Raw genomic sequence first — 26,933 nt, forward strand, 5'->3', positions numbered from 1 at the left:
TACATTGACACGTATTGTATGAACGCTCTATCATTCCTGTGTTTCATGATTTGCTTGGCGATTGTTGCCAGCGCGATGCGGCGGGATGCGGACGCGTTGTCTCCAGCGCGCGTGCTCGGATTTGTTTGGGCACTTGCCATAGGTCTCACGAATTTGAAATTGAGTGGCTTACAGGAGAACTGGTCAATCACAAGCTGGATCCAGCTGATCATCGGTGTGTCCAGCTACTTGATAGGCACATTGATAGCGTTTGTTCAGAATATCGGGCGACAGTTACTTTCCGTCGAGTTGATGCGCAAATCCTGGACGAAAGACGTTGACGAGCACAGGCTTTTCATAAGTATTGCCGTTACATTCGCCCTCTATATTTTTGGTTATTTTGTGATAACGTTTATCAAGGGGGTGACACCTCCTCTTTTTAGTGCCAAGCCATGGATTGCCCGACATGACTTTACGATGTTTGGCATCGGGCTGTTTCTTCAGAACGTTGTCGTTGTTGTCTTTTTCTCGGTTGTCTATCTGCTTATTGCCGGAGGTGAAAAGCGAAAGAAACGGGTCGTATTGGCGATGACCGCAATATCCCTGCTCACGTATTTTTTCCTGCTTCAGCGCCTTCAGATCATGATGACGGGCATCGTTTGTGCAACGCTCATCTACTATACAACATCGCACCTCAGGAAGTCGACCGTCATCTGGTACTTTTTGGGGACGAGCCTGTTCTTCCTTCTTGTGTCATCACTCCGCACTGGCCAGGTCCTGGTATTGTTTCTGTATACATCGGCCGCAATGAAATTCTCTCCTGCGTACGCGATCTTCACTGAGCCTTACATGTACGTTGTGATGAACCTGGAAAATTTCGCACGAGCGGTGCAACAACTCGACAGTCTGGCGTACGGCTACTACACCTTTGATTTCACGACGGCCCTCGTGGGCCTTAAACATTGGATCAGCGAATACTTCGGGATGGTCGACACGCCCTATTTGACCAGCAACTACAATACTTACACTGCATTTTGGACTTACTACCGAGATTTCGGAACATTCGGAATTGCAATCATTCCCGCTCTTGTGGGTTGGGGTATCGCTTCAGCCTACTACTGGCTCCGGACTAGTCCAAACATCCGAAGCCTTGCTTTCTACAGCGTTGCAATGTTCGTGATGTTCATGACATTCTTCAATAGCCCTCTTGGATTTCTCTGGTTCGTGTATAATGTCGTCGTGATGTATGCCGTTCTGCGCTATATCCGGGTCCGAGCGGTCCCTGCTTTGTCGGCAGCGCCGGCGAGGCTTCAGACGAGTCAGTGAATCCAAGGAAGCGACGTTCGTGATAGATAACGACCATGCCGTCTCTTGATATCGTGATTGTTAATTGGAACGCGGGCAACTATCTGCGTCCGTGCCTGCAATCCATCGAGGAGTCGCATCTGGCAGGTTGCGAAGTCCGGCGCGTGGTAGTTATTGATAACGCCTCAACGGACGGTTCAACTCAGGGATTGTCGGATTTGAAACTTCCGATCACTGTCTTGCACAACAACGAAAATCGGGGGTTCGCTTCGGCGTGCAACCAAGGGGCAGAAAAGAGCGCGGCTGATCACCTGTTGTTTCTGAACCCCGACACGCGGTTATCAAAGAACTCCCTCGCGGCGGCGGTTTCGTGCATGAGTTCTCCGGAACAGCAGAAAACCGGGATCCTCGGGATTCAGTTGATCGACGATGACGGCACAATCTCCCGTTCCTGTGCCCGGTTCCCGACCGCTGGGAGATTCCTTTCAATGATGTTCGGCCTGGATCGATTGTTTCCGGGGGCGTTCAGAAGTCATTTCATGACTGAGTGGGATCACAGGGAAAGCCGTGAAGTAGATCAGGTTATCGGGGCGTTTTTCATGGTCAGAACCGCGCTGTTCAAAGCGCTTCACGGTTTCGACGAGAGATATTTTGTGTTCTTTGAAGAGGTGGATTTCGCCCTCCGGGCCCGAAGAGTTGGCTTGCGAAGCTACTACCTTGCAACGGCTCCGGCTTATCACAAGGGGGGAGGAACAACCGACCAGATCAGGGCGACAAGGATGTTTTATTCCTTGAGGAGCAGGATCCTCTTCTTCTACAAGAACTTTGACGGAATGACTGCGACGATGGTTGCCGTTGCCACATTGTTCATCGAGCCGATCACCCGGATTCTGTTCGCGATCCTGAAGGGCTCGGGTGAAACAATCAGCGAAACCGTGAAGGGCTATGCCCGCCTATGGGGTGCGCTGCCGTTGCTGATGGTTGGGAGGGGAAGAAAGTCGGCTTGAGAACTGAGAAGCTTGTCGGACAGGTTGCCAACCTGTCGTGGCAGGGAGTCGGTTCAATGCGACCGGTGCCTTGACAAAGAGAACCGCAAAGGGCGCCAAGAAACGCAAAGGAAATATCAGCGCTTTGCGGATAACAGCGGTTCACTCTTAGCGCTCTTCGCGGTCTTTGCGGTTATTTTCTGACCTTGCATGAGGCGGACGGTGGTGGAATCTCTTTTTCGAAAGGTCAACCCAGGCTATCGCCATCGCTACGAGGTCTACAATGAACTGGTCTCGGGAGAACTCTCCAGCGATAAGGTTTGGGTGGATGTCGGGTGTGGCTGTAATGAAAATGTCGCGGTCTACGGAACCAAGACGAAACTCGCGGTCGGTCTTGACGCGATGATTCATCCGGAACTCGCAAACGCTCCTTTCATCCAGGCGAGTTTGCGCAGCATCCCCCTTCGTTCGGGTTGCGCAGATATTGTGACATTGAGAATGGTAGTTGAACATCTCGAAAAAATCCCCGGGGATTTTGAGGAGATCGAACGGATTCTGAAACCAGGCGGCAAGATGGTCGTTCTTACGACCAACAGCCTGAGCCCACTGGTGTTCTTCCCGGGTCTTCTGCCGTATCGCCTGAAGGAAGGATTGATCCGGAAAACTTTTCACACAGCCGCCGAAGACGTGTTTCCCACATTCCATCGATGTAACACGCCGGGTGCGATGAAGAACGGAATCGGGGAATTGAGACTCAGCACTCTTCAATTCCTGGAACAGGTCCCGCTGTCTTCTCCGGGCCTGACGATGGTCTTTGGTGGATGGTACATCATTGCGAGACTCCCGTTTCTGGCGCAGTTGAGAAGCACCATGCTTGCTGTATTTGAAAAAAGGAATTGAAGTGAAGATTCTGCTACTCAGCCGATACGACACACTCGGAGCAAGCAGCCGGTACAGAAGCTATCAATACCTGCCGTATCTCCGAAGCCGGGGCCATACGGTTCAGGTTGCACCGCTGCTCAGCAATCTCTATCTGCAGCGGCTGTATGCCGGAAAAAGCATGCCCGTGTTCGACGTGTTCGCAGCACTTGTTCACAGAAAGCTGCTCATGCTGCAGAAGAGGAAATTCGACCTCCTCTGGATTGAATACGAGGCATTGCCGTGGATCCCATACTGGATGGAGTCGATGCTCCTGTCGTCTTCGGTACCTTTTGTTCTGGATTATGACGATGCGATCTTTCATCGCTATGACCGGCATCCTTCTGCCGTCGTGCGGGCAGCCCTGGGGAAAAAGATCGATCACCTCATGAACCGGTCGAGCCTGGTTATTGCCGGAAACGAATACCTTGCATCACGCGCCCGGGAGGCGGGCGCGAAACGAGTGGAGATTTTGCCCACCGTCATCGATCTCGAAAAATATCCAGTGACGCCGGCGGCACAGTCCGACGAGTTCACGATCGGCTGGATCGGAACACCGAAGACGGTCCACTACCTGAACGAAATACGGGAAGCGCTGCAAGTCGTGGGCCGCGAAGGTGGAGCGAGGGTGGTGACGATAGGAGCGGAAGGAGTTGAATTGTCAGGTGTTCATTGTGAACACAGGCTGTGGAGCGAGAAGACGGAAGTGGAAGAGATGCAGAAGTTCGACGTTGGAGTTATGCCGCTCATCGACGGCCCCTGGGAGCGGGGAAAATGCGGACACAAACTGATCCAATACATGGGCTGCTCCCGTCCTGTTGTTGCCTCGCCGGTTGGAGTCAACAGCACGATCGTTGAAGAGGGAAAGACAGGCTTTCTGGCGTCGACGACGGACCAATGGGTTCGGGCGCTGAGAACGCTGAAAGAGAACCGTTCGCTCCGGTTGGAAATGGGGCGGAAAGGGAGAGGAAAGGTTGAGCAGAGCTATTCGTTGCAGGTCGCCGCACCGCGCCTTGCATCGCTGCTTGAAGAGTTTCAAAAGGGCAAACGCTGATGTGCGGAATATTCGGCATACTTTCGACGAACCCTTCCCATTTCGCTCATACCGCGGAACAGATGAAAGCTATCTATCATCGCGGACCGGATGAACAGGGGACGTGGGCGAACGAGCAGGTGTTTCTCGGCAATTGCAGGCTCAGTATCATCGATCTGGTGAGCGGGCATCAACCCATATTCAACGAAAAGAAATCGTGCTGCATCGTCTATAACGGTGAACTGTATAACTTCGAAGACTTGCGTCCGCAGCTGCAATCACGCGGACACCTGTTCACAACACATTCAGACACCGAAGTTGTCCTGCACGCCTACGAAGAGTGGGGGATCGATTGCCTCAAGAAGTTCAACGGCATGTTCGCGTTCGCCATTTGGGACGACGCGAAGCAAGCCCTCTTTGTCGCCCGCGACCGAATAGGGGAGAAACCTCTCTACTACTTCAGGGGACGAGATCGACTGGTCTTCGGGTCTGAAATCAAGTCGATTGTGGCAGATCCAACAATTCCGCGAGAGGTGAATCCGCGTGGACTTTCAAACTTCGTGACGTTTGGCCACTCCCTGGCTCCGGACACGATGTACAAGGACATTTTCAAACTTCTTCCGGGACATTACCTCATCGCGGCGGGAGGCAAGGTCGAAACAAGGCAGTACTGGGATGTCGGGGATGAGCCCCAGATCTCCGACGGAAAAGAACTCTCAGAAGAAGAGTATGCTGAGAGAATTCTCGCGCTGCTCGATGATTCGGTCAAGCGCCGGATGGTGGCCGACGTGCCAGTGGGCGCATTCTTGAGTGGCGGAGTGGATTCAAGCGCCATCGTCGCTTTGATGTGCAGGCATACACGTGAACGCGTCAAGACATTCTCGCTCGGTTTCACGATCGGCGGAGCGTATAACGAACTTGCCGACGCGAAGCGAGTTGCCGACTTCCTCGGGACCGAGCATCACGAGCTCCGGGTCGATCATCTCGATATGATCGGGACGCTGCAGAAGCTTGTCTATCAGTACGATGAGCCGTTTGGGGACGCCGCCAATTTTCCTGTCTACCTGATCAGCGAGTTTGCGCGAAAACATGTAAAAGTAGTTCTGGCCGGCGAGGGGGGAGACGAGCTGTTTGGAGGGTATCGACGGTACGCTGCCGACCTCATGGCGCAGAGGTACCAGAGACTACCCGGGCTCATCACCCGATCGCTGGTTCCGGCTCTTGTCGGTGCAGTCCCGCGTCTTCGCCGGACGAAACGCATAGCACGAACGCTGCCGATCTCTGATCCCGCAGTTCGTTATGGGGCGTGGCTTGAAGTGTTTTCCCGCGAGATGAGGGAAGAGTTGTTCCGGCCGGAATTCCAGAAAGAGATCGAGGGATACGACCCGACCTGGCCCTATCCACATTACTACAACCGTCAATTGAATGGTCCTCGATCGCTGGATCATCTCAACCGGATAATGTATGTCGATCTCAAGACGTGGCTGTCCGATACCTACATGGAAAAGGTGGATAAAGCCACGATGGCGGTCAGTCTCGAGGGAAGGCTCCCATTCCTGGACCATCGCCTCGTCGAACTGGCATTCCAGATTCCCGGGAAATACAAGATCCGCGGGACTTCGACGAAGATGATACTCAAGAAGGCAGTCAGGAGTCTGGTTCCTCCGGAAGTGCTGAAGAAACCAAAACATGGTTTCGCCGTTCCGACGGATCCCTGGTTCAGAGGAGAGCTCAAGGAGTTTGTTTTTCAAACGCTGACAGATGAGCGGGCTCGACGTCGTGGCTATTTCAACGCGCCCTATATCGAGAAGCTCTACAAGCTGCACAGCGAAGGGAAAGAAGTATACGATACGGCGCTCTGGTTCCTGCTCAATTTCGAACTGTGGAACCGGGTGTATATCGACCGGCAATCAGTGTAGTGTTTCCCGACATTCCCTGTGAAATGTATCGGTCTGGATTATCAAGGTTCTTAACGCAGAGTCGCGGAGTCCGCACCAGCCCGCCATGCGGTCTGGCGGGGAGGATCGCAGAGGAAAAGAGTCATAAACTCCGCGTTGCTCGGCGATCTCTGCGTCTCTGCGATGAAAGCATTGAAATGAGTTTTTGGCGATTGTGCGATAGAAATTCCAGAAAGGGTTGAAGAAATGGCTCATTTTCTCGTCACCGGTGGTGCTGGTTTTATTGGATCGAACATTGTCGCTGAGCTTGTGAAGCGCGGCGAACGTGTGCGGGTTCTTGACAACTTCTCGACGGGCAACCGTGAAAACCTCCGCCCGTTTGGCGATTCCATCGAGCTCGTTGAAGGAAGTCTGACCGATTTCGAAACCGTGCGAATCGCTGCACGTGGAGTGGACGTCGTGCTCCATCAGGGTGCGCTTCCATCGGTTCCACGATCGATCGAGCAGCCTCTCAACAGCAACGAAGTGAATGCCGGCGGGACCTTGAACGTCCTCGTGGCCAGCAGAGACGAGGGTGTGAAGCGTGTGGTGTTCGCTTCGTCGTCATCAATCTATGGCGACGTTGACATCGACCGGAAGCATGAAGGCCTTCCACCCCGGCCTCTTTCGCCATACGCGGTTGCAAAGATGGCTGCCGAGTACTATGCCAAGGTATTTTTCAAACTATACGGGCTGGAAGCTGTGGCGCTGAGGTATTTCAATGTCTTCGGCCCTCGCCAAAACCCGGACTCACAGTATTCCGCCGTGATTCCGAAGTTCATCAAGATGATGATGAATGGGAAGCAGCCGGTGATTTTTGGTGACGGTCTGCAGTCGCGGGATTTCAGCTACGTCGAAAATATTGTACTCGCCAACCTTCTTGCTGCCAGTGCTCCGCGCATGACCGGTGAAACGTTAAATATCGCGTGTGGAGAAACCCGCACTCTTCTCGATCTAGTCAACGGATTGAACAAAGCTCTTGGCACAACCATCTCGCCGATCTTCCAGCCGATTCGAAAAGGGGACGTGATGCACTCCCTCGCTGACATCTCGCTTGCAGAACGGACGATCAATTACAAGCCGACAGTTGGGTGGGAAGAAGGGCTCAAACGGACCGTGCAATGGTATGTCGAACTCGAAAAGGGCAATCGTGGAACAGGTGTTGCGTAGGCGGTCAATCCATCTGATCCGTGTCTTTTCCGTGTAAGTCCGTGGTTAATTTCTTTTTGCGTGAATCGCGCAAATTGTTGAGGGGAGTGAGTTTGAAAGCAGTAATCGCGGCAAATACATCCTGGTACCTCCAGAACTTCAGGGGAGAAATTTTTCGTGATCTGGCATCAGCCGGGACAGACGTCGTGGCCCTGGCGCCGAAAGACGAATGGTCGCCCCGGTTCGAAGAACTGGGTGCAAGGTACGTTGAGATCCGGATGAACCGTCGAGGGCTGAATCCCTTCGGTGATTTGCTCCTGCTCGCCCGATTGTATCGCATCTATTCCAAAGAACGGCCGGATGTGGTGCTCCATAATACGATCAAACCGGTGATCTACGGATCGCTGGCGGCCGGGTTTGCAGGTGTTGGCAGGATCGTGAACATGATCTCAGGGCTCGGATTCGTTTTCATCGGTGAAGGTTTGGTGCAGCGGATGTTGCGTCCACTGGTTCACCGGCTATACCGGCGCGCGCTGCGAAGATCCCATACGGTTCTGTTCCAGAACCCAGACGACAGGAAGTACTTCGTTGACCATCGTCTCGTCACCGAAGCAAAAACCGTAGTCATCCCAGGATCGGGTGTTGATACCGATCGGTTTCATTACGTCGGAAGCCCAAACGACAAGTCGGACTGCACGTTCCTGTTTGTGGGAAGGATCCTTAAAGACAAGGGAGTGCTCGAGTTTGTCGAGGCTGCGAGGATGACCAGAGAATCAAAACCCAATGCCAGATTCCAGATGCTGGGGAAAATCGACACCGACAACCCAACCCACATCGAGGGTTCGGTCGTCAGCAGTTGGGTCAATGACGGACTTGTTGAGTATCTTGGTGAAGCCGACGATGTTCGCGACATTCTCGGTCGCGCCGATGTGGTTGTCCTCCCGTCGTATCGCGAAGGGGTGCCGAGATCGGTCCTGGAGGGGATGGCGATGGGCAAAGCGATCATCACGACAGATGTCCCTGGTTGCAGAGAGACGGTGGAGAATGGCAGGAACGGGTTGCTGGTTCCGCCGCGGGATGCTGATGCGCTGGCAGCAGCTATGAAGGACATGATTGCTCATCCAGACCGGCGAGCAGCGATGGGCAAAGAGAGCAGAAAACTCGCTGAGGAACGCTTCGACGTGAGAAATGTGAACGAACAGATTTTCAGGGCGATGGGTCTCACGGCTCATCTGCAAGAAAGCGTACCTGCAGCCGCACAGAATCGGAATTTGAAATGATCCTTGTAACCGGAAACGTTGGATTTATCGGAACGTATCTCACGAAAGCTCTTGTGAAACAGGGCTTCAAGGTCCATGGGATCGATCTTCGGCCGCTGCGTGACTCCGAAGATGTCGTCAATCATGTGCAGGGGAATATCCTTGAGAAGGATTCTGTTCGCAAAGCCATGGAAGGCGCCGATTGCATTATCCACCTTGCTGCCGAACACAAGGACTTTGGCGTCGACAGAGACCAATACTATCGCGTCAATGTCGATGGAACGAAAATGCTGTTGCGAACTGCGTCGGAGATGAAGATCAACAAGTTTGTCTTTTTTAGCTCGGTTGCGGTCTATGGTGCTTCGCAGCCTTCATCTGATGGCACACTCCCGAATCCAAACAACGACTATGGCGCCTCCAAGCTGAAAACAGAGGACGCAGTCCGCGTATGGGCAGCGGAAGATCCGGCCAGGGAAGTCGTCATCCTGCGTCCAACGGTAGTGTTTGGACCGAGGAATCGTGCGAACATCTTCCGGCTCGTCAGGCAAGTCTGCGACAAGCAGTTCATCTGGGTTGGCAAGGGAGACAATATCAAGTCCGTAGCGTACGTGGAGAACCTTGTCGATGCGACGATCTTGCTACTGAACACGATGGCTCCCGGCGTGTTGACGCTGAACTACTCCGATCGGCCGCAGCTGACGACGAAAGAGATCGTCGATATTATCGCACAGAAGGCCGGAGTAACAGTCCCAAGCAGGAGAATTCCTCTGCCACTCGCTCTCTCGGTTGCGCGCGTGTTCGATCTGTTGGGCAATATCACTCGCCGGGATTTTCCGATTACGTCGGCGAGGATCCGGAAGTTCAATACGCCCACGTGTCACAATGCCGAAAAGATCTTTGCGATGGGCTTTCAGCCCCGGTACAGTATCGAAGAGGGGTTTGAAAAAAACGTCCGGTGGTATCTATCCAATAAAGGGGATCTCGATCTATCCGACACATTGGACTGAAAGCCACCTCAACTGTCATTCCCGCTCGTGGTTGGTGGCCAGCCCGCCAGCGGTCAGGCGGGGTATCCAGACTGCGTGTTCTGGACTCCCGATTGAAACATCCCCGAAAAGGAATTCGGGGCCCCGAGGAAAGTCCTCGGGGTAAACAAGTCGGGAGTGACAACCCTTTTTGAGATATGTTCTAATCAGACTTAGCGTCTTCCAATGAACAAACGCACAGAGCGAATAGTCCTACTCTTGCTCGATTTCTTCACCATCAACCTGGCGTACACCGCGTACTACGTGTTGCGGGTGCGGAGCGGCCTGTTCAACAATCCGATCGAGCCGGACCTGTACCTGCCGATGCTGACGATCTATGTCTACTGGCTCTTCCTGTTCGCCTTCTTTGGTCTCTACCGGTCGTGGTACGCCCAATCCCGTCTCGACGAAATTATCACGCTTTTCAGAACAACCGGGGCAGGGGTTCTTGTCCTCTTCTTCCTTGTCTTCATCGATGACACAGCGACGCACCCCCAGTCGAGTACGCGCACGCTCATCGCTGCCTACTGGATAGTATTGTTTGGGTTCGTGAGCATCGGACGCCTGGCCATGCGGGCCACGCAAAAGCGGTTGCTCGAAAACGGGATCGGTGCCCGCAACACACTTATTGTCGGCTGGTCTGAGAGCGCCAGGGATTTGAGTGATATGGTCCTCAAGTACCCGGCATTGGGGTACAAACTCGTGGGGTTTGTCGAGACGGCGAAGCGAAAGACCCCGAAACGCACGCGAGGTGACTACAAAGATATTCCGCTTCTCGGCTCGATGGAAAAGCTGTCGTCGCTCATACTTCAGCATGATGTTCGAGAGGTGCTGATCGGCCTCGATTCGTCCGAACACGAAAAACTTATTCGCATCATTAATGAGTGTGCCGGCTATGAAGTGGGTTTGAAGATCATGGCAGATATGTATGATATCGTGAGCGGCCAGGCCCGCGTGAGCTCGATCTACGGTGCACCCCTGATCGAGGTGAACCCCGAAATCATGAAGCCGTGGGAGGAATCACTCAAGCGCGCTCTCGATATGCTCGCCTCCCTCGTGATCCTGGTCGTGGGACTGCCGTTCTGGTTGCTGGTCGCCGTGGTCATCAGGTTGAATTCTCCGGGCTCGGTCTTGTACGGCCAGGAGCGGCTGGGGAAGAACGGGAAGCCGTTCAGGATCTTTAAGTTTCGGTCGATGTACGTCGATGCAGAAAAGAAATCGGGGCCCGTGTGGGCCGCGAAGAAGGATCCACGCGTCACGCCGGTCGGAAGAACTCTCCGACGTCTGCATATCGACGAAGTTCCGCAGTTCATCAACGTGCTGCGCGGAGACATGAGTCTGGTGGGTCCGCGTCCCGAGCGTGGGTTCTTCGTGGAGAAACTCTCGGCGGAACTACCGCTCTACAAGCGTCGTCTCAAGGTGCGTCCCGGCATTACCGGCTGGGCGCAGGTCAAGCACAAGTACGACGAATCCATCGAAGATGTGAAAGTGAAGTTGAAATATGATCTCTTCTACATCGAGAACATGTCGTGGCGGATGGATTTAAAGATACTTTTTAATACATTTTATGTCATGATAATGGGAAAAGGACATACCTGATATGAGCACACTGAATATTCAAATGGTTGACCTGGTTACACAGTACAAGAAAATCAAGCCCGAAATCGACGAGGCAATCCACAAGGTCCTTGATTCCGGCTACTACATCCTTGGGAAGGAAGTGGGGGAATTTGAAGTCGCTGCAGCGAAGTACCTCGGCACGCGCCATGCCATTGGCTGTGCCTCCGGCACGGACGCTCTCCAGGTAGCCATGATGGCGCTGGAAATTGGTCCGGGTGATGAGGTGATTACGACCCCCTTTACATTTGTGGCTACTGCGGAAACGATCGCCATTCTTGGTGCAAAGCCGGTCTATGTGGACATCGATCCACAGACCTACAATATCGACCCGGCGGCCATCGAAGCCGCGATCACACCCAGAACGAAGGCGATACTTCCCGTGCATCTCTACGGGCACGCAGCAGATATGGATCCGATCATGGAGATTTCCAGAAAGCACGGAATTCCGGTCATCGAGGATGCAGCCCAGGCGATGGGAGCGGACTACAAGGGACGCAAAGTCGGCGGCATCGGTTCGATGGGGTGCATCAGTTTCTTCCCGAGCAAGAACCTGGGTGCGTTCGGCGATGCAGGTATGATCGTGACGAACGATGACAAGCTCGCCGACAAACTCCGGGTCATTATCATGCACGGTTCACGCAAACGGTACTACCACGAGGTCCTTGGCGTGAACAGCCGGCTTGATACGCTCCAGGCGGCGATCCTCAACGTCAAACTGAAATACCTCGATCAATGGCATGATGCCCGTCGGGCGTCGGCCCACTTCTACAATAAGCTTTTCAAGGTGAACGGTATCACGACGCCGTACGAAGCACCATATACGCGTCATATCTTCCACCAATACACGCTGCGGATCGGTGACAGGAACAAAGTGGATGAATACCTCACGCAGAAGAAGATTCCTCATGCAATCTATTATCCCATCCCGCTGCATCAACAGCAGGCGTTCCTGGTTGCAGGAAAGCCGGCCGGGTCCTTCCAGGTGACCGAACAGGCGGCAGCAGAAGTTCTCTCTCTTCCGATACACACTGAGCTGACCGAAGAACAACAGCGGTTCATAGCTCATTCAGTCCTGGAAGGGTTGGGCAAGCAGTAGAACAAATTCACTATCACCACAACTGTCGAACACGACATCATTATGAAACGCTGCCTGGTTGTTATTCCTACATTTAACGAAGCCGATAATGTCCAAGAGCTCCTCCCAGCGGTGCTCAAGTTCGGGACCCATTTCAACGTCCTCATCGTCGACGACAATTCTCCGGACGGTACGGCGAAGCTCGTGAAGGAGATGCAGAAGACGGAGCCGAGAATTCATCTGCTCGAACGACCCGGCAAAATGGGACTTGGGACGGCGTATGTCGCCGGCTTCAAGTTCGCTCTGGCCAACGGCTTCGACTTTGTCTTCGAGATGGACGCCGATTTTTCGCACGATCCCGAGATGCTTCCGAAACTCCTCGCAAAGGCGGAAGAATATGACCTTGTCATCGGCTCGCGGTACATCGAAGGGGTGAACGTAGTCAACTGGCCTATGAAGCGATTGCTCTTGAGCTATTTCGCAAACATCTACACCCGCGTGATCACAGGAATGCCGGTCCGTGACGCCACCGGCGGATACAAGTGCTTCAAGCGGAAAGTGCTCGAGAGCATCGACCTCGACGCGATTCATTCCAACGGCTATGCATTCCAGATTGAAATGAACTTCAAGTCGTGGAGGAAGGGATTCCGCGTCGTCGAAATTCCGATCGTCTTTGTGGACCGGAGGATCGGCGTATCGAAGATGTCGAAGAAAATAGTCTACGAAGCGGTCTGGATGGTGTGGCGGCTGAAATTTCGAAGCCTCTTTGATGGCAGGTGATTTCCCGCCCCCGCCTCGAAGATGAAGAGAAGGCAAACCGCAAAGGGCGCGAAGAGCGCAAAGTGAACGTTGACGCTGACATCACCCGAGGTAAGCGTGAGCGAAAACGAGGTTGGCAAAATCATTGTTGATCGTGCATTTCAAGTGCATCAAGAGTTGGGGCCCGGATTACTCGAGTCCACTTATGAGGCTTGCCTCTGTCATGAATTGCGTGATGCGGGACTGCACATAGAGGTTCAGAAAGCCCTTCCGGTCATATATAAAGATGTGAAACTCGATTGCGGTTACCGGATCGACCTTCTTGTCGAAAACAAAGTAGTCATTGAGGTGAAGGCTGTGGAAGCTCTCAATGATGTCCATCTGGCCCAAATCCTTACCTACTTGAAGCTGTCAGGCTGTAAACTTGGATATCTTATCAACTTCAACGTGAAACGGATCAAAGAAGGAATTAGACGGGTCGTCAACAATCTAGATGAGTAATATCTAAAAGTCCTTTGCGCCCCTTTGCGGCCTTGGCGGTTAGAAACAAACCGCAAAGTGTGCAGAGAGCGCCAAGACATTTGAAGTGCACATCTTGCGCCTTTGCGTGATATCTTACCATGGCTGTAAGACCAAAGAAAAACATACCACTTCTCTCCATCATCATCGTCAACTACAACGTGCGTGATTTTCTCCATCACGCCCTGGTGTCGTTGCAGAAGGCGATGAAGGGGATCCGCGGGGAAATCATTGTAGTCGATAATGCTTCGGATGACGGCAGCGTCGAAATGGTCCGTCGGCGCTTTCCGAAAGTCCACCTGATCGCCAGCAAGTCTAACCTCGGTTTTGCGAAGGCCAACAACGTTGGATTGAAGCAAGCCAGCGGGAAGTACATCCTTCTCATCAACCCCGACACGCTCGTCCAGGAAGATACGCTCCAGGTGATGATCCGGTTTTTCGAGGAAAATCCCGACGTGGGTCTTGCCGGCTGCAAGATCATGAACCCCGACGGGACATTCCAGCTTGCATGCCGCCGCAGTTTCCCGGCTCCCTGGGCTGCGTTCACCAAGATGACAGGTCTCAGCGCTCTCATTCCGGGGTCGCGCCTGTTTGGCCGGTACAATCTCACCTATCTCAGTCCCGACGAAACGTACGAAATCGATGCCGTGAGCGGATCGTTCATGATGGTCCGACGAGAGGCCTATGAGCAGGTGGGAGGGTTGGACGAAGATTTCTTCATGTACGGGGAGGACCTTGACTGGTGCTATCGCATTCAGCGCTCCGGGTGGAAAAACTACTACGTCCATACAACGCAGATCATTCACTACAAAGGAGAGAGCACGAAACGGAGCAGCCTGAATGAAATCCGGACCTTCTACCAGGCGATGCACCTCTTTGTGCAAAAACATCTGCGTGGGTCGCTGGTATTTGTGTTTCTTCTCCGTCTAGCGATCACGGTCTCCTCACGCATCGCCATCCTCCGGGCCTTCTTGAGGCCGCTGGCTGTTGCCCTCGTCGATATCATCCTCGTCGATCTGTCGCTGGTACTAGCCGAGCTCATCTGGTTTGGTACCGTCTTCCGGTTGCCGGCGCATGCATACCCGATAATCTATTCCGTCCCGGCGCTGATTGTCGTGGGAGGGATGTTCTGGGCAGGCGTGTACACACATCGGCGAATGTCGGTATCCCGCACAATCCTGGCGACGGCAATCAGTTACGTCTGCATCGCTGCCCTGGTCTTTTTCTTCAAGGACTACGGATTCAGCCGCGGCGTGACAATTATTTCAGGAATGCTCAGCACGATGCTGCTGCCAACGTGGAGATTCGCGCTTCGCATGATGGGACGGAGTTCATCGGAGGGGCGGAGAAGCATCCTGGGCCGTCGCACACTCATCGTCGGTACAGACAAGTCTGCGGAGGAATTGCTCCGCCGGCTTCGAAGCCGCGTGAGCGATGGATATGATGTGCTCGGTTTTATCGACATCAACAGGAAACGGGTTGGGGAAGAGCTCTCGGGACTTTCCATCGTCGGTAGCACGGATAACATCGGGAAGGTCATCCAGGACCTCAAAGTGAGTGATGTGATTTTCTCCACGCAGACGCTTTCCTATACCGACATCCTTTCCGTGATAGGGCGAACACGTGAGCAGTCGGTCAATTTCCACCTGGTTCCCAATACATTGGAAGTTATCATCGGAAAGGGGAGCGTTGATTCGCTGAACGAGCTCCCGCTGGTCCAAATCTCCTATAACATCGAAAAGACCACAAATCGGTCGCTCAAGCGACTGTTCGACATCGGGGTGTCATTCCTGCTTTTGATTTCGATCTATCCTTTCCTATATTTGAAGAGAATCGTCACCGGGGCTTCGGCTTCGCAGTTCATACTCCGGCTCCCTGCGGTTCTATCCGGGAAACGAAGCCTCGTCGGCCCGCCAGAGACATTCCAGCAAGCGGTCGAAGCAAAAGCCAGCGGGTTCGCAGGTTCTCAGGGACACGGAGGTTCGCTGTATCTCGGAAAGCCCGGCCTCACAGGTTTGATCCAGCTGCAGCGCAACCGCACACTTTCGGAACAGGAACGTGAGCAGTACAACCTGTACTACGCAAAAAACCAATCACTCGCGTTGGACGTAGAAATCCTTCTAAAGACCGTGCTGCAAGCACGGCAGTAGACCCTGACGCACCGGGCGTACACGCTGCCGGCACGAGGAGCAATTATGGCGAAATTGGTACTGGAGTTTGAGAAACCGGTCATGGAGTTGGAGCAGAAGATCGAGGAGATGCGGAGGTATGCCGATAACCTCGATATCGCAGACGAAATCTCCACGCTGGAGAAGAAAGTCGATCAGCTCCGTGAATCGATCTTTTCGAACTTGACGCGCTGGCAGCGCGTACAGCTGGCCCGGCATCCGGACCGCCCATATACGCTGGACTACATCCACCTGATGACCGAAGATTTCGTGGAACTCCACGGTGATCGCCTCTTCGCAGATGACAAGGCGATTGTTGGCGGCTTTGCACGCATTGGCGATCAGCCCGTCATGATCCTGGGGCATCAGAAGGGGAGAGACACGAAATCGAACGTGTTTCGCAATTTCGGCATGGCGAATCCGGAAGGATATCGAAAAGCCCTCCGGTTGATGCACCTCGCAGCCAAGTTCAAGAGGCCGGTCATTACGCTGCTCGACACACCGGGAGCCTATCCGGGTCTCGGCGCGGAAGAACGGGGTCAGGCTGAAGCAATCGCGCGCAATTTGTTTGAAATGTCCCGCCTGCTCGTACCGATCGTCGTTGTGATTATCGGTGAAGGGGCATCGGGGGGCGCACTTGGCATCGGTTTGGGCGACCGTGTGTTGATGTTCGAAAATGCCTGGTACTCCGTGATCGCTCCGGAATCCTGTTCTTCCATACTCTGGAGGAGCTGGGATTACAAGGAACAGGCGGCGGAGGCGTTGAAGCTGACGGCGGCAGATCTGTTGGAACAAAAGATCATCGACCGGATTGTGCCCGAGCCGCCAGGCGGAGCTCATCGAAATCATGAAATGGTGGCATCAACACTCAAAAAGATCCTGCTGGAAGAACTGAAAGCGTTGATGAAATTCAAGCCCGACAAACTTGTGGAAAAACGCGTGGAGAAGTTCTCGAAGATGGGAGCGTGGAAGGAATAGTCAGGGCTTTATGGTCAAGAACACGACGACAACCCGCGTGCGGTACGCAGATACCGACGCAATGAAGTTTGTATACTACGGTAAGTATTTCGAGTACTTTGAACAGGGCCGATCTGAACTCTTGAGGGAGATCGGCATGCCCTACACGGAGATCGAGAAGCACGGCATCCTGATTGCTGTCGTTGAAGCATATGCAAAGTACCGGAAATCGGCCCGCTACGACGACGTCCTGACGGTGGAAACCAGGTGTTCGGAAATGCCGGTCGCAAGGATTCGCATTGAGTACCGCATCATGCTCGAAGGTGAAACCGAACCGATCGTCGAAGGGTACACGGTGCATAGTTTTCTCAATGAATCGACCGGGCGTCCCACGCGTGCGCCGGCGCAGTTCCTCCAGGTGCTGCAAGAAGCGATGAACAATTTCCGGGAGTAGCATGCTCAAACCTGAGCTCCTCGCAATTCTCTGCTGTCCCAGCTGCAAAGGGGACCTTGACTACAAGGCAGATCAACAAACTCTCACCTGCAAGTCCTGCGGACACGTCTACCAGGTGAAAGACGATATCCCCATCATGCTGGTCAATGAGGGCGGGAAGAGCTGACCTCTCCCCCCATCCCCTCCTCCATGCTCGATCGCATTTTCAAGCTGGGAAAAGAAGCAGCCGTCTACGGTCTCAGTTCGATCGTCGGCCGGTTCCTTAATTTCCTGCTCGTGCCGGTCCTGACGAACTACCTCTCGAAGGGGGAGTATGGTGTCGTCTCGAACGTCTTTGCCTACATCGCGTTCGCCTTTGTGCTGTACGGCTATGGCATGGATTCCGCGTACATGCGTTTTGTGTCTTCTGCGGATCCGGCCGACAAGAAGCAGACCCTCAGCATGCCCTTCTATTCGCTGGTGGTCACCTCGATACTTTTCTCGTTGGTGGTTCACTTCAACGCAGCATCCATTGCCGGTGCCATCGGGGTCGATCCCCTTCAGGTGAACCTGATCCGGTATGCCGGCTGGATCCTCTGTTTCGACACGCTGGTCATCGTTCCTTTCGCTTATCTCCGGATGGAGAATCGCGCCAGACTGTTCGCGAGCCTTCGTCTGGTGAACATCCTGATCAACATCTGTCTGACGGTGTTCCTGCTTGTGGGACTCAGGATGAAGGAAGATGCCGTCTTCATCGCAAACCTCGCCGCCTCGGCTGCCACTGCTGTGTTCCTGATCTGGATCATTGTCCCTCAACTTACCCTTCGGCTCTCCGGCAGGTTGTTCAAGGATATGCTGCGGTTCGGGCTTCCCTATATCCCGGCCGGACTTGCAGGCATCGCCATCCAGGTTATTGACCGGCCGATTGTCAAGGCGTTGACAAACGATGACACCCTCGGCGTCTACCAGGCGAACTACAGGCTCGGCGTGTTGATGATGCTTGTGGTCGGCATGTTCGACTACGCATGGAGACCGTTCTTCCTGACCCACGCGCGGGATCACGACGCACCGAGGCTCTTCTCGAAAGTGTTTACATACTTCGTCGCACTTCTCATGCTCGTGTTTGTGACAGGGTCGCTCTTCGTGGAAGACGTGATTCGGATCAGGTTCTTCGGCCGGTATTTCATTCACCCGGATTTCTGGGGCGGCCTTTCGATTGTCCCGATTATACTGCTCTCGTATGTTTTTACCGGTGCGTACGTGAATTTCGTCGTCGGGATATATCTGGAGAAGAAGACGAAGTTCCTCCCATATATCACCGGCGCAGGAGCGCTGGTCAATGTCGTTGTCAATCTTACCCTGATACCGAAGCTCGGAATCACCGGTGCTGCCCTGGCTACGCTTCTCAGCTACATGGTCATGGCCATCGGAATTTATTTCCCCTCGCAGCGGTTGTATCATGTAGAGTACGAATGGGGACGTCTGGCGCGTCTCGCGCTCGCGGCATTCGCAATCGTTGTCCCGGTCCTTCTGCTGGGACTTCCACCGGCTACTGCTGTCGGTATAGCTGTCAAGATCGTTTCCACAGTCCTCTTCGTTCTTCTCGTGTTTGTGCTGAAGGTCTTCGACGGTGCGGATATCAAGGAAACAAGGGACGCGCTCTCGAAAATGTTTGTTCGATCCTGATCGCCAATCCGTGTATCTCTCATCGGGCTCCACTGTGCGAATAGTATCCAGCGGCGGTTGTCTCATTGCTGTCATGCTTCTTTGCGCGTGTTCTGCGCAGAAGGAACTCCCCCCTGCGCTGTGTACGGTGGTGGGGATTGTCTGCATCACCGGCAATGTGCCGTTTACAAATCTCTCTCTCCAAACAGCGGACGGCGCGATGGTGAAGATCCGGAAAGACACATCGGCGATCGTCCGGAAGCTGATCGAACTCCAGGGTCAGAGGCTGCGCGTGCAATTCAGATCAACTCAATCACAATCAGATACCTCCTCCATCGTGGTCGAGCATGTTGAACTGGTCAAGATTCCATAGAGCGGTGACGTGGACCTTCCTCGCTCTTTCGGCGTGGGCGCACTCAGCCTTCGCCCAGGACCTTATTCCTATGGAGAACGGTTCGCACGCAATCTGCGCGAGCCCTGCGGTCAACGATCCGAGGTTGATTCGGGAAGCATGGGCAAACACGCGCCTGCAGCACCCCGGACTTATTGAGTCGATGCAACAACGGGGCTTGCAGAAGGGGACCGTGGATCTCCGTGCAGGTGACCAGAATCTCTTCTGGGTCTACAGCATCAAGAACAGAGTGTTTGACACGGTGCGTGCCGAACTGAAGACAATCGGGACGATCAGCTACGTGTGGGTGGCGCTGGCTGAATGGAACAACGGTCATGTCACGTCAACAGAAGTCGATGCCGTGTCAAGTGCTCTCGAACGGTCCACCAGCAGGACTTCGCTTGATTCCACCAAAGGTATCCTGCAGATCGACCGCCAGGTGTACGGCGATCCTCCCAATATCAACGCGAATTTTCAGAAAGGGGGGGGTGACGGTAGAACCCACTTCCTTCTCTGTGACATACAGGACGGATGGGAGGGGACAGGGAGTTACGTAGCAGGATACTTCTACTCAGTAGACGTGGACCCAAACAGCGGCGCGGTCAACACCAGCAACAAGCGCGACATGTTGTATATCGATTCATACCCCGGCATTTTCTACAACGGAAATCGCCGCACGAGCACGGCTCTTTCCACGCTTGCTCACGAATTTCAGCACCTCATTCACTGGAATTATGATCCTTCGGAATTCACGTTCTTCAACGAAGGGCTTTCGGAGTATGCCGAATATCTGAGCGGATTTCCGTTCCGCAGCGCGTCCGGATACTTCGGCAACACCAATCTCATGCTGACGGGCTGGAACAGTACCGTGGAGGACTACAGCCGTGCCGCACTCTGGACCCGGTTCGTCGCCGACCAATTTGGAATCTCGTTCCTTAAGAAACTCGTCCAGAATCCGGGCCATGGCACTTCGGCGTTCGATCAGTCCCTCGTTCAGTCCGGCTACGCGACGTCATTCAGCACGACGGCTTTGAATTTCTTTGCGGCTAACTGGTTGGGCACAGCCGGAGCCGACCCGGCCACCCGGTACTCATCAGCGCTGGGTGTGAGGCCGGTCCTGAGGGCCGACTACGTGGACCCAAATGTGCAGCGGACTGATACGCTCCAGCAACTGGGAGTGCAGTACATCTCTTTCGCTGGCGCGAAGAATTTCCGGGCAACGTTCGCCGTTCCTTCGGGAGTTTCTGTTCGAGCGATCGAATCAGGCCCGTCCTCAGTGCGGGTGAGAGACGTCGCGAGCGGAGTGGAGTTCACATCTCCCGAGCTGGGGACGCTGTTCACTTCTGTCGTGTTTGTGGTGGCCGACTTGCAGCCGGTCTTGATCACAACGTACTCATTTTCTGCGACGGGAGAGTTGACACGCTTCATCGCCGAGGAATCGTATGACAGCGGCGCGCCTCATCCCTTCTCCCAGGGATTTTCCCCGTATCTCGGGTTCGGAAATAACTCCGCCACGCAGGGCATGGCGGTCCGCTTTCAGCCGTCAGCCGGGGGAAACATCCTGCGCAAGGCGAGAATGATGGTAGCGTTCAATCAGGAGTTCAGCAACGGGACGGCACTTCCGAGCGACAGTAAGAACTTTGTTTTCCACGTCTGGGGGGACCGGAACGGCCGGCCGGGCACGGATCTCATTCAACCGTTTCTTGTGAGTGTGAACAGAGACCTCTATCCTTTCGGATCGTTCGCCGAGATCGATCTCTCAGCGTACGAAAGATCATTGACGAATCTGAAAGGGCCGGTCTATCTGGGGTTCATGGAGGATGCGGGCGACTCGGTCGGCACATACCTCGCGGTTGACAATTTCACGCAGGGGGATTACTCCTATGTCTACCGCGGCCCGAAGTATACGAGGATTCCAAATACTTGGGAAACGATGACGGAAGTGAGTGCTGTCAACAGTCATCAACTCGACGGTTTCAACGTCATGATCCGTGCCGTTTTCGAATATAGTGATTCAAGCGCCCCGCCGCCGCTCGCGGTCGGGTACCTTCAAAACCCGCTTCTCAGCGAGTACATCGATGTCGTCGCAGCGAGTTCTTCCGACCTCAGGATCTCGAGTTTGAGCGGCTCTGTGACGCAATTGACCGGCACATCGATCTTGAAATTCTCCGCCGTACCCGGAACATCGAAGGTCTTTCTCGACAGCACGCAGCAACTCAAAGGCAGCGGCCCGGTCTCGATCAGGGTGCGGGGAGCGAGGAAATACGGTGTATTCTTTTCCGACACAACGGTCACCTTCAATGCCAGATTGTTGAGGGCCGATGAGACCGCGACGATTTCGACACCCGGGGGTTCGCTCACTGTATCATTTGATGCGGGTTCGGTTGGCTCATCCGTCTACGTGACGGCTTGTGATGGAGCCGGTGATCCCGGTTTTGCTCTATCAACTGCCAGATCATCTTCGGGTCTCTTCTCAGTGGGCCCTCCAGATATGGGACTCCTGCACCCATCAGCCGTCCGGATTTCGGGTGTTCAAACTGATGAATTGTCAACGATTGCCCAATATCGCAACGGGAAATGGCTCGCGGTTCCATCTGTGCTGGACAAATCCACCGGGGCGTTGTCGGCCTCATTATCCCGGCTCGGTGTTCTTACTGTGATGAAGAAAGGGGAGGTGGATGGTCAGGTTGAAGACCTTCCTGGCCGGTTCGCTCTGGATCAGAACTATCCGAACCCGTTCAATCCGACAACAGCGATCAGTTATCAGCTGTCAGCCGTCAGCTCCGTGGCGCTGAAAGTGTATGATGTGCTTGGAAGAGAAGTCATGACCCTTGTCAATGGGGTCCAGGCACCTGGAAGCCACTCGGTGGGATGGGATGGCAGAGACAGCAGGGGTGAGGCGGTCTCGTCGGGAGTTTACCTTTACCAATTGCGTGCCGGAGGTTCGGCGATGACCAGGAAGATGGTCTTGTTGCGATAGTCCCCGGCCGTGCGTTGGTTGCGGTTGCTGGGTATATGAACTCGTGTGGCAAAACATTTTGGAAACTTGGGAAAAAGGGTATATTCCTTTCAGCCATGAGAATCCTGAACTCCATAGCGGCAATTCTCTCGGTCATTGTGCTGGTTTCGTGCAGCAGCCGAGAGGCGAAAAAACATGAAACTCAGGCTGAACAGTATGAATCTCTTGCCCTGCAGAAGTATGGTAAGGTAGCAGATCTCATACGCAATACGTCGGGGACCGCAGTGCTGTGCGTGAAGAGTTCAAAACCGACACAGCTTCAACCGCAGCGGCAGATTGCCTTCTTTGTCTATGATATCGCGGCCAGAACCGTATTGTTCGAAGACAATCTGCCCAATGGTTCGGTCAGCTGGATGGACGACGTTTCGGTGGTCGTCAATGTGTTTCCCGGAACGGTAAAAGACGATGACAAAACACCGGCTGCACGGCAGGGTTATATCTTCGATCTTCGCAGCAGGAAAACCAGAGATCTCGAAAGCGTCAATGTCAGGTGACTATCACAGGGGAGGCTTTTTCATGAAACGCACACTGTTACACTTTTGCATGTCCTTGGCAGTCTGCGCGATGTTTTTCGCGCTCTCGCAGCGTCCGGCACTTCAAAAGTTCTCCATCACTGAAGACTTGCCGCGCCCCGTCGTCGTGCGCGATCCAGATGTTCATGAAGGAAAGGCGGATGAGGCCGATGCTCCGGAAGAATTCGAGCGCTACGAAAGAGATATCCGCACGCGGGATGGCGAAGCAGGGCCGGCATACTCCCCCAACTACAAGATTCTGGAGGTGCAGAAAGCAGTTGAACGGAAAGCAGCTTCTCTGAACAAGGTCGCGGCACTTCCCTGGTCCGAGGTGGGACCGGGAAATGTCGGGGGAAGGACGCGCGGAATGATCGTCGATCCTGACGATGCGACGAAGAACACGTGGTTTGCCGGATCGGTCGGAGGCGGTATCTGGAAGACGACGAATGCAGGTTCGACGTGGACTAACAAGACGCCCGGACTCCCCAATCTTGCAACAGTCACGCTCGCGATGGCGGCCTCCAATCATCTGGTTATCTATGCAGGGACTGGTGAAGGATTCGGCAACACCGACGCCATCCGCGGTGACGGCATCTGGAAGAGTACAAATCGCGGCGAAACCTGGACACAGCTCGCCAGCACTGCGTCGAACACAGATTTCTCGTATGTCAATCGTGTCATCGTAGATCCCGCAAACGCCAATGTCGTGTTCGCGGCAACCAATACAGGAATCTTCAGGTCCACGGATGGCGGTTCCACGTGGACTGCTGTCTACTCGAGTGGAGGGAACGGCGGGTCATTCAGGATCCAACAGATTATCGCGAATCCCCAGAACTTTAACACATTGTATGCAACGCGCAATTCAAACGGTGTCCTGAAGTCCCGGGACCGCGGGTTGACATGGTCCGCATCCTCTACAGGTGTCGGATCTGGCGCCCGAGGCGAGCTTGATATCTCTCCAGCCGATACCGCGCGCCTGTTTCTTGCCGTGGAAACCAGCAGCACAGTTTCAGATCTCTATGTATCGGATGATGCGGGCACATCATGGGCAAAGGCAGCGCACAACAGCGGAACTCCGCCAAACTGGTTGAATGGACAGGGGTGGTACGACAACGCGGTCGCAGCTCATCCATATGACCGGGATATCTGCTACGTCGGTGGTCTTGATATCTACAAGGTGCAGATTACTGCCGGAACCTCACAGACACCGGGTGTACTGGACGTGACGCAAAACGGGACATCATCGTTTCTCAGTTTTGTGAACTGGGGAGGGCCATATGCCGGGGGCGGAATTGGAACCGGGAAGGACTTCTACGGTACCACCAGCGCGCCGGTAAGCCTCGCTGATTCGGAGTACACATCGATCGAGATCCGATTCGGTCCGGGCCTGAGCCAGAAGGCCCATAGGTTTGTTTCCGGAGCGAGTTTCCAGTACCCGTATCTCGACTATGTGACCGTTCCATTCCAGGTTTGGGATGTCACGCGCAACCGGCAATTGATGGCGTCGTGGAGGGATACCGATACCTCCGGTGTCTACAAACTCATCCCGTATGATGCTGCGAACCCCCAGCGTGAGTACATTTTTGTTCACGCTGTCCCGTATGATCCGTTGGTCCCGAACGGGAGCATAGCCATCACGGGGGGCGAACGATACAAGAACATTTACGCCTTGTGGCCCGTTTTGACGACGGGGGGGACCTGGACCGCGAGCAACCTTCCAACGTCCAATGTCCGCATTAACTATGGATTGATCGTGGGCAGAACCAGAACAACGGCGCGCATGACGAACTGGGTCCAAAACCAGTCGCAGCCGTACGTCCACGCGGACCACCACAACATTACCATCATTCCGCTTAATCAGTCCACACAGAGTTTTCGCATGCTCAACGGGAGCGATGGCGGAGTTGGCATCTCTGACAACAGCGGAACGTCGTTCGCAAACCCAAACCTTGGGTACAACACGAGCCAGTTCTACGGAGTCGACAAGAAGCCGGGAGAAAGTCAATACATCGGCGGGACTCAGGACAACGGCACGTGGCTTTCGCCTGCTGCGCCGACTGCCACATCGTCCTGGACAGCTGTGATCGGCGGAGACGGTTTTGCGAGCATCTGGAACTACAAAGACCCCAGCAAGATCATTGGAACGTTGTACTACAACGACATACGCAGATCCACAAACGGCGGCACGTCCTTTTCCTCAGCTACGGGCGATCTCACGGATGTCGGGAGCGGCCTCGGTCCGTTTATCACGCAAGTCGGGAAATCCAACAGCGATCCCGACATGTTGTTCGTAGTCGGCAGCACTGGTGTCTGGAGGTCGGATAACTTTGCCGACAACTGGACACAGTTCACCATCGCGTCTGCAAACTGGGGTTTTGGAACGGGCGCAAACGCCGAGATCTCCGTCGCTGATCCCCAGGTTGTGTGGGCCGGCATCCGAATGTCGAACGGCGGCACCACTGGAAAAATCCATGTTTCGACGAACGGTGGTGTGACCTTCTCGCCGACAACAAACTATGCCAGTGCAACGCTCGGCCGTCTCTCGGGCCTCGCCACGCATCCCAAAGATTCCAGGACGGCGTTCGCCCTCTTCTCATTTGCCAAGGGTCCGAAAGTCTTACGGACGACCGATCTCGGACAGTCGTGGCAGGATATTTCAGGGTTCGGATCCGGGACCGCGAGCACCAACGGATTCCCGGATGTTGCGACGTACAGCCTCTTGGTGATGCCGCACAATCCAAATGAGATCTGGGCCGGCACGGAGATTGGCCTCTTCATCTCGACGAACAACGGCGTTTCATGGACGTACTCTAATGACGTGCTGCCGGCTGTCGCAATCTGGCAGATGCGCGTGGTCGACGACGAAATCGTTGTTGCTACACACGGCCGGGGCATCTGGTCGGTCAAGATCCCCGCGCTGCTGACTGCTCCGCCGCCGACGGTCACCCTCTCGCCCCGATTGAACAAGCCCGCCCAGGGACCTGACGGCGGTCTGGGGATAAACATCAGTCTCCGTTCGGGATACGATTCGACCCAGGTGTTTGTCAAGGGAGCGAAGTACCTCACCCTGGCGTCCAACGCGAGCGCAAAGGATACGATCGTTCGATTCCAGGTCGCCAAGGCCGAATCGTTGACGATGAGTGTAACGTCATTCAAGGCAGGAAAGCCGTACGTCACACCTGTGCGGGGCACGAATGTGATACTTGCCCAGGCACCGCGCACATCCTATGTCGACAATTTCAACGCGGCAACCTCGAATTTTGCTTTGAGCGGAATGACGCGCCAGCGGCCGTCGGGGTTTGCAGATTCGGCATATGGATCGCCGCACAACTATTCGAGCAATCGTAACTACACGCTGACGTTGACAATTCCGATCACGGTGCAGCCAACGAACGCGTTTCTCAGGTTCGATGAGGTCGTACTGGTCGAGCCCGGTGAGCCAGGTTCCCTCTACGGCTCGACCGCATTCTATGATTACTGCGTCGTCGAAGCAACGAAGGACGGGGCGACATGGATTCCGATTGAGGATGGATATGATTCACGGAGGGAGGCGGATTGGTTGAGCGCCTGGAACGCGAAAACAGCCGGGACGCCCTCGCTCATGAAGAAACACGTCATGAATCTGCTGGGCAGGTTCTCCCCGGGTGATGTCGTGTTCATTCGCTTTAGGATGTATTCCGATCCCGGAACAACCGGATGGGGATGGTTGATCGACAACCTCGAAATCCAGGGGAGCCTGGTCTCGGTCGAGCATGACAAGCAATTCACTCCGGCGAGTTTCGCCCTGGCGCAGAACTATCCGAACCCGTTCAATCCAAGCACGACGATCCGGTTCGATGTGCCAGTTCAGGCCCGGGTGACATTGACGATTTACGATGCTCTGGGACGCCGTGTGAAGACTCTTGTTGATCGTCAGTTGAACCCTGGGACCTATTCCGAGCAGTGGAACGCAGTTGCGTTTTCGAGCGGTGTTTATTATTGCCGGATGGACGCGAAGGAATCGGCGCAGGGATCGAATAGACAATTCAGCGCAACGACAAGGCTTGTGCTTGTGAAGTAGTATGGAAACGGCGGACAGGAATTTCCATCGATCATGCTCCGCCGTTTCGCTTGTTCCTCATTGCGGAATTCGGCAGGCTTCCTTAGGCGGCGTTGCATGCAGCTTCGCTGCATGGAGGCTGCATCAGAACGATGTTAGTGTCAAATCCGAAGGATCTCATGGAG

The 26,933-nt window shown here is 54.3% G+C and carries 21 protein-coding genes; all 21 read left to right on the forward strand.

Annotated features, from left to right (window positions below; translation table 11 throughout):
* Positions 1 to 18: 18 nt before the first annotated feature.
* On the forward strand, positions 19 to 1,305 hold the full coding sequence (locus NTU47_14630) for an O-antigen ligase (GenBank protein MCX6135046.1): 1,287 nt from the start codon (positions 19 to 21) through the stop codon (positions 1,303 to 1,305).
* Between the two features lie 35 nt (positions 1,306 to 1,340).
* A complete protein-coding gene (locus tag NTU47_14635) occupies positions 1,341 to 2,291 on the forward strand; it encodes a glycosyltransferase family 2 protein (GenBank protein ID MCX6135047.1) in 951 nt (316 codons plus the stop codon).
* Between the two features lie 204 nt (positions 2,292 to 2,495).
* Entirely contained in the window at positions 2,496 to 3,170 is a 675-nt protein-coding gene (locus NTU47_14640; protein ID MCX6135048.1) for a class I SAM-dependent methyltransferase, read from the forward strand.
* 1 nt (position 3,171) lies between these two features.
* On the forward strand, positions 3,172 to 4,242 hold the full coding sequence (locus NTU47_14645) for a glycosyltransferase family 4 protein (GenBank protein MCX6135049.1): 1,071 nt from the start codon (positions 3,172 to 3,174) through the stop codon (positions 4,240 to 4,242).
* A complete protein-coding gene (gene asnB, locus NTU47_14650; protein ID MCX6135050.1) occupies positions 4,242 to 6,140 on the forward strand; it encodes an asparagine synthase (glutamine-hydrolyzing) in 1,899 nt (632 codons plus the stop codon). The genes NTU47_14645 and asnB overlap by 1 nt, the downstream gene beginning before the upstream one ends.
* Positions 6,141 to 6,365: 225 nt before the next feature.
* Positions 6,366 to 7,328, forward strand: a complete 963-nt coding sequence (locus NTU47_14655; protein MCX6135051.1) for an SDR family oxidoreductase — start codon at positions 6,366 to 6,368, stop codon at positions 7,326 to 7,328.
* 92 nt (positions 7,329 to 7,420) lie between these two features.
* A complete protein-coding gene (locus NTU47_14660; protein ID MCX6135052.1) occupies positions 7,421 to 8,587 on the forward strand; it encodes a glycosyltransferase family 4 protein in 1,167 nt (388 codons plus the stop codon).
* Positions 8,584 to 9,573, forward strand: coding sequence for an NAD-dependent epimerase/dehydratase family protein (locus NTU47_14665; protein MCX6135053.1), 990 nt, complete (start codon positions 8,584 to 8,586; stop codon positions 9,571 to 9,573). The genes NTU47_14660 and NTU47_14665 overlap by 4 nt, the downstream gene beginning before the upstream one ends.
* 204 nt (positions 9,574 to 9,777) lie before the next feature.
* Entirely contained in the window at positions 9,778 to 11,190 is a 1,413-nt protein-coding gene (locus tag NTU47_14670; protein MCX6135054.1) for a sugar transferase, read from the forward strand.
* A gap of 1 nt (position 11,191) precedes the next feature.
* Positions 11,192 to 12,307: a DegT/DnrJ/EryC1/StrS family aminotransferase gene (locus NTU47_14675; GenBank protein ID MCX6135055.1), complete on the forward strand. Its 1,116-nt coding sequence runs from the start codon at positions 11,192 to 11,194 to the stop codon at positions 12,305 to 12,307.
* Positions 12,308 to 12,349: 42 nt separating this feature from the next.
* Positions 12,350 to 13,066, forward strand: coding sequence for a polyprenol monophosphomannose synthase (locus NTU47_14680; protein ID MCX6135056.1), 717 nt, complete (start codon positions 12,350 to 12,352; stop codon positions 13,064 to 13,066).
* Positions 13,067 to 13,162: 96 nt separating this feature from the next.
* On the forward strand, positions 13,163 to 13,546 hold the full coding sequence (locus NTU47_14685) for a GxxExxY protein (protein MCX6135057.1): 384 nt from the start codon (positions 13,163 to 13,165) through the stop codon (positions 13,544 to 13,546).
* 119 nt (positions 13,547 to 13,665) lie between these two features.
* Entirely contained in the window at positions 13,666 to 15,714 is a 2,049-nt protein-coding gene (locus tag NTU47_14690) for a glycosyltransferase (GenBank protein MCX6135058.1), read from the forward strand.
* Positions 15,715 to 15,759: 45 nt separating this feature from the next.
* Positions 15,760 to 16,710: an acetyl-CoA carboxylase carboxyltransferase subunit alpha gene (locus NTU47_14695; GenBank protein ID MCX6135059.1), complete on the forward strand. Its 951-nt coding sequence runs from the start codon at positions 15,760 to 15,762 to the stop codon at positions 16,708 to 16,710.
* A 10-nt stretch (positions 16,711 to 16,720) separates the two neighbouring features.
* The gene (locus tag NTU47_14700) at positions 16,721 to 17,143 is read left to right on the forward strand and encodes a thioesterase family protein (protein MCX6135060.1); all 423 of its coding nucleotides are present in this window, start codon (positions 16,721 to 16,723) and stop codon (positions 17,141 to 17,143) included.
* Between the two features lies 1 nt (position 17,144).
* Complete coding sequence (locus NTU47_14705; protein MCX6135061.1) at positions 17,145 to 17,309, forward strand: Trm112 family protein; 165 nt, start codon at positions 17,145 to 17,147, stop codon at positions 17,307 to 17,309.
* 23 nt (positions 17,310 to 17,332) lie between these two features.
* Positions 17,333 to 18,808, forward strand: coding sequence for an oligosaccharide flippase family protein (locus NTU47_14710; GenBank protein MCX6135062.1), 1,476 nt, complete (start codon positions 17,333 to 17,335; stop codon positions 18,806 to 18,808).
* 34 nt (positions 18,809 to 18,842) lie between these two features.
* Positions 18,843 to 19,160, forward strand: a complete 318-nt coding sequence (locus NTU47_14715; GenBank protein MCX6135063.1) for a hypothetical protein — start codon at positions 18,843 to 18,845, stop codon at positions 19,158 to 19,160.
* Positions 19,135 to 22,158, forward strand: a complete 3,024-nt coding sequence (locus tag NTU47_14720) for a T9SS type A sorting domain-containing protein (GenBank protein MCX6135064.1) — start codon at positions 19,135 to 19,137, stop codon at positions 22,156 to 22,158. Before NTU47_14715 ends, NTU47_14720 begins: the two co-directional genes overlap by 26 nt.
* Positions 22,159 to 22,253: 95 nt before the next feature.
* Positions 22,254 to 22,691, forward strand: a complete 438-nt coding sequence (locus NTU47_14725) for a hypothetical protein (protein ID MCX6135065.1) — start codon at positions 22,254 to 22,256, stop codon at positions 22,689 to 22,691.
* A 22-nt stretch (positions 22,692 to 22,713) separates the two neighbouring features.
* Complete coding sequence (locus tag NTU47_14730; protein MCX6135066.1) at positions 22,714 to 26,769, forward strand: T9SS type A sorting domain-containing protein; 4,056 nt, start codon at positions 22,714 to 22,716, stop codon at positions 26,767 to 26,769.
* Positions 26,770 to 26,933 lie beyond the last annotated feature (164 nt).

This window comes from Ignavibacteriales bacterium (assembly GCA_026390595.1).
In the GTDB taxonomy this organism is placed as follows: domain Bacteria; phylum Bacteroidota; class Ignavibacteria; order UBA10030; family UBA10030; genus UBA9647.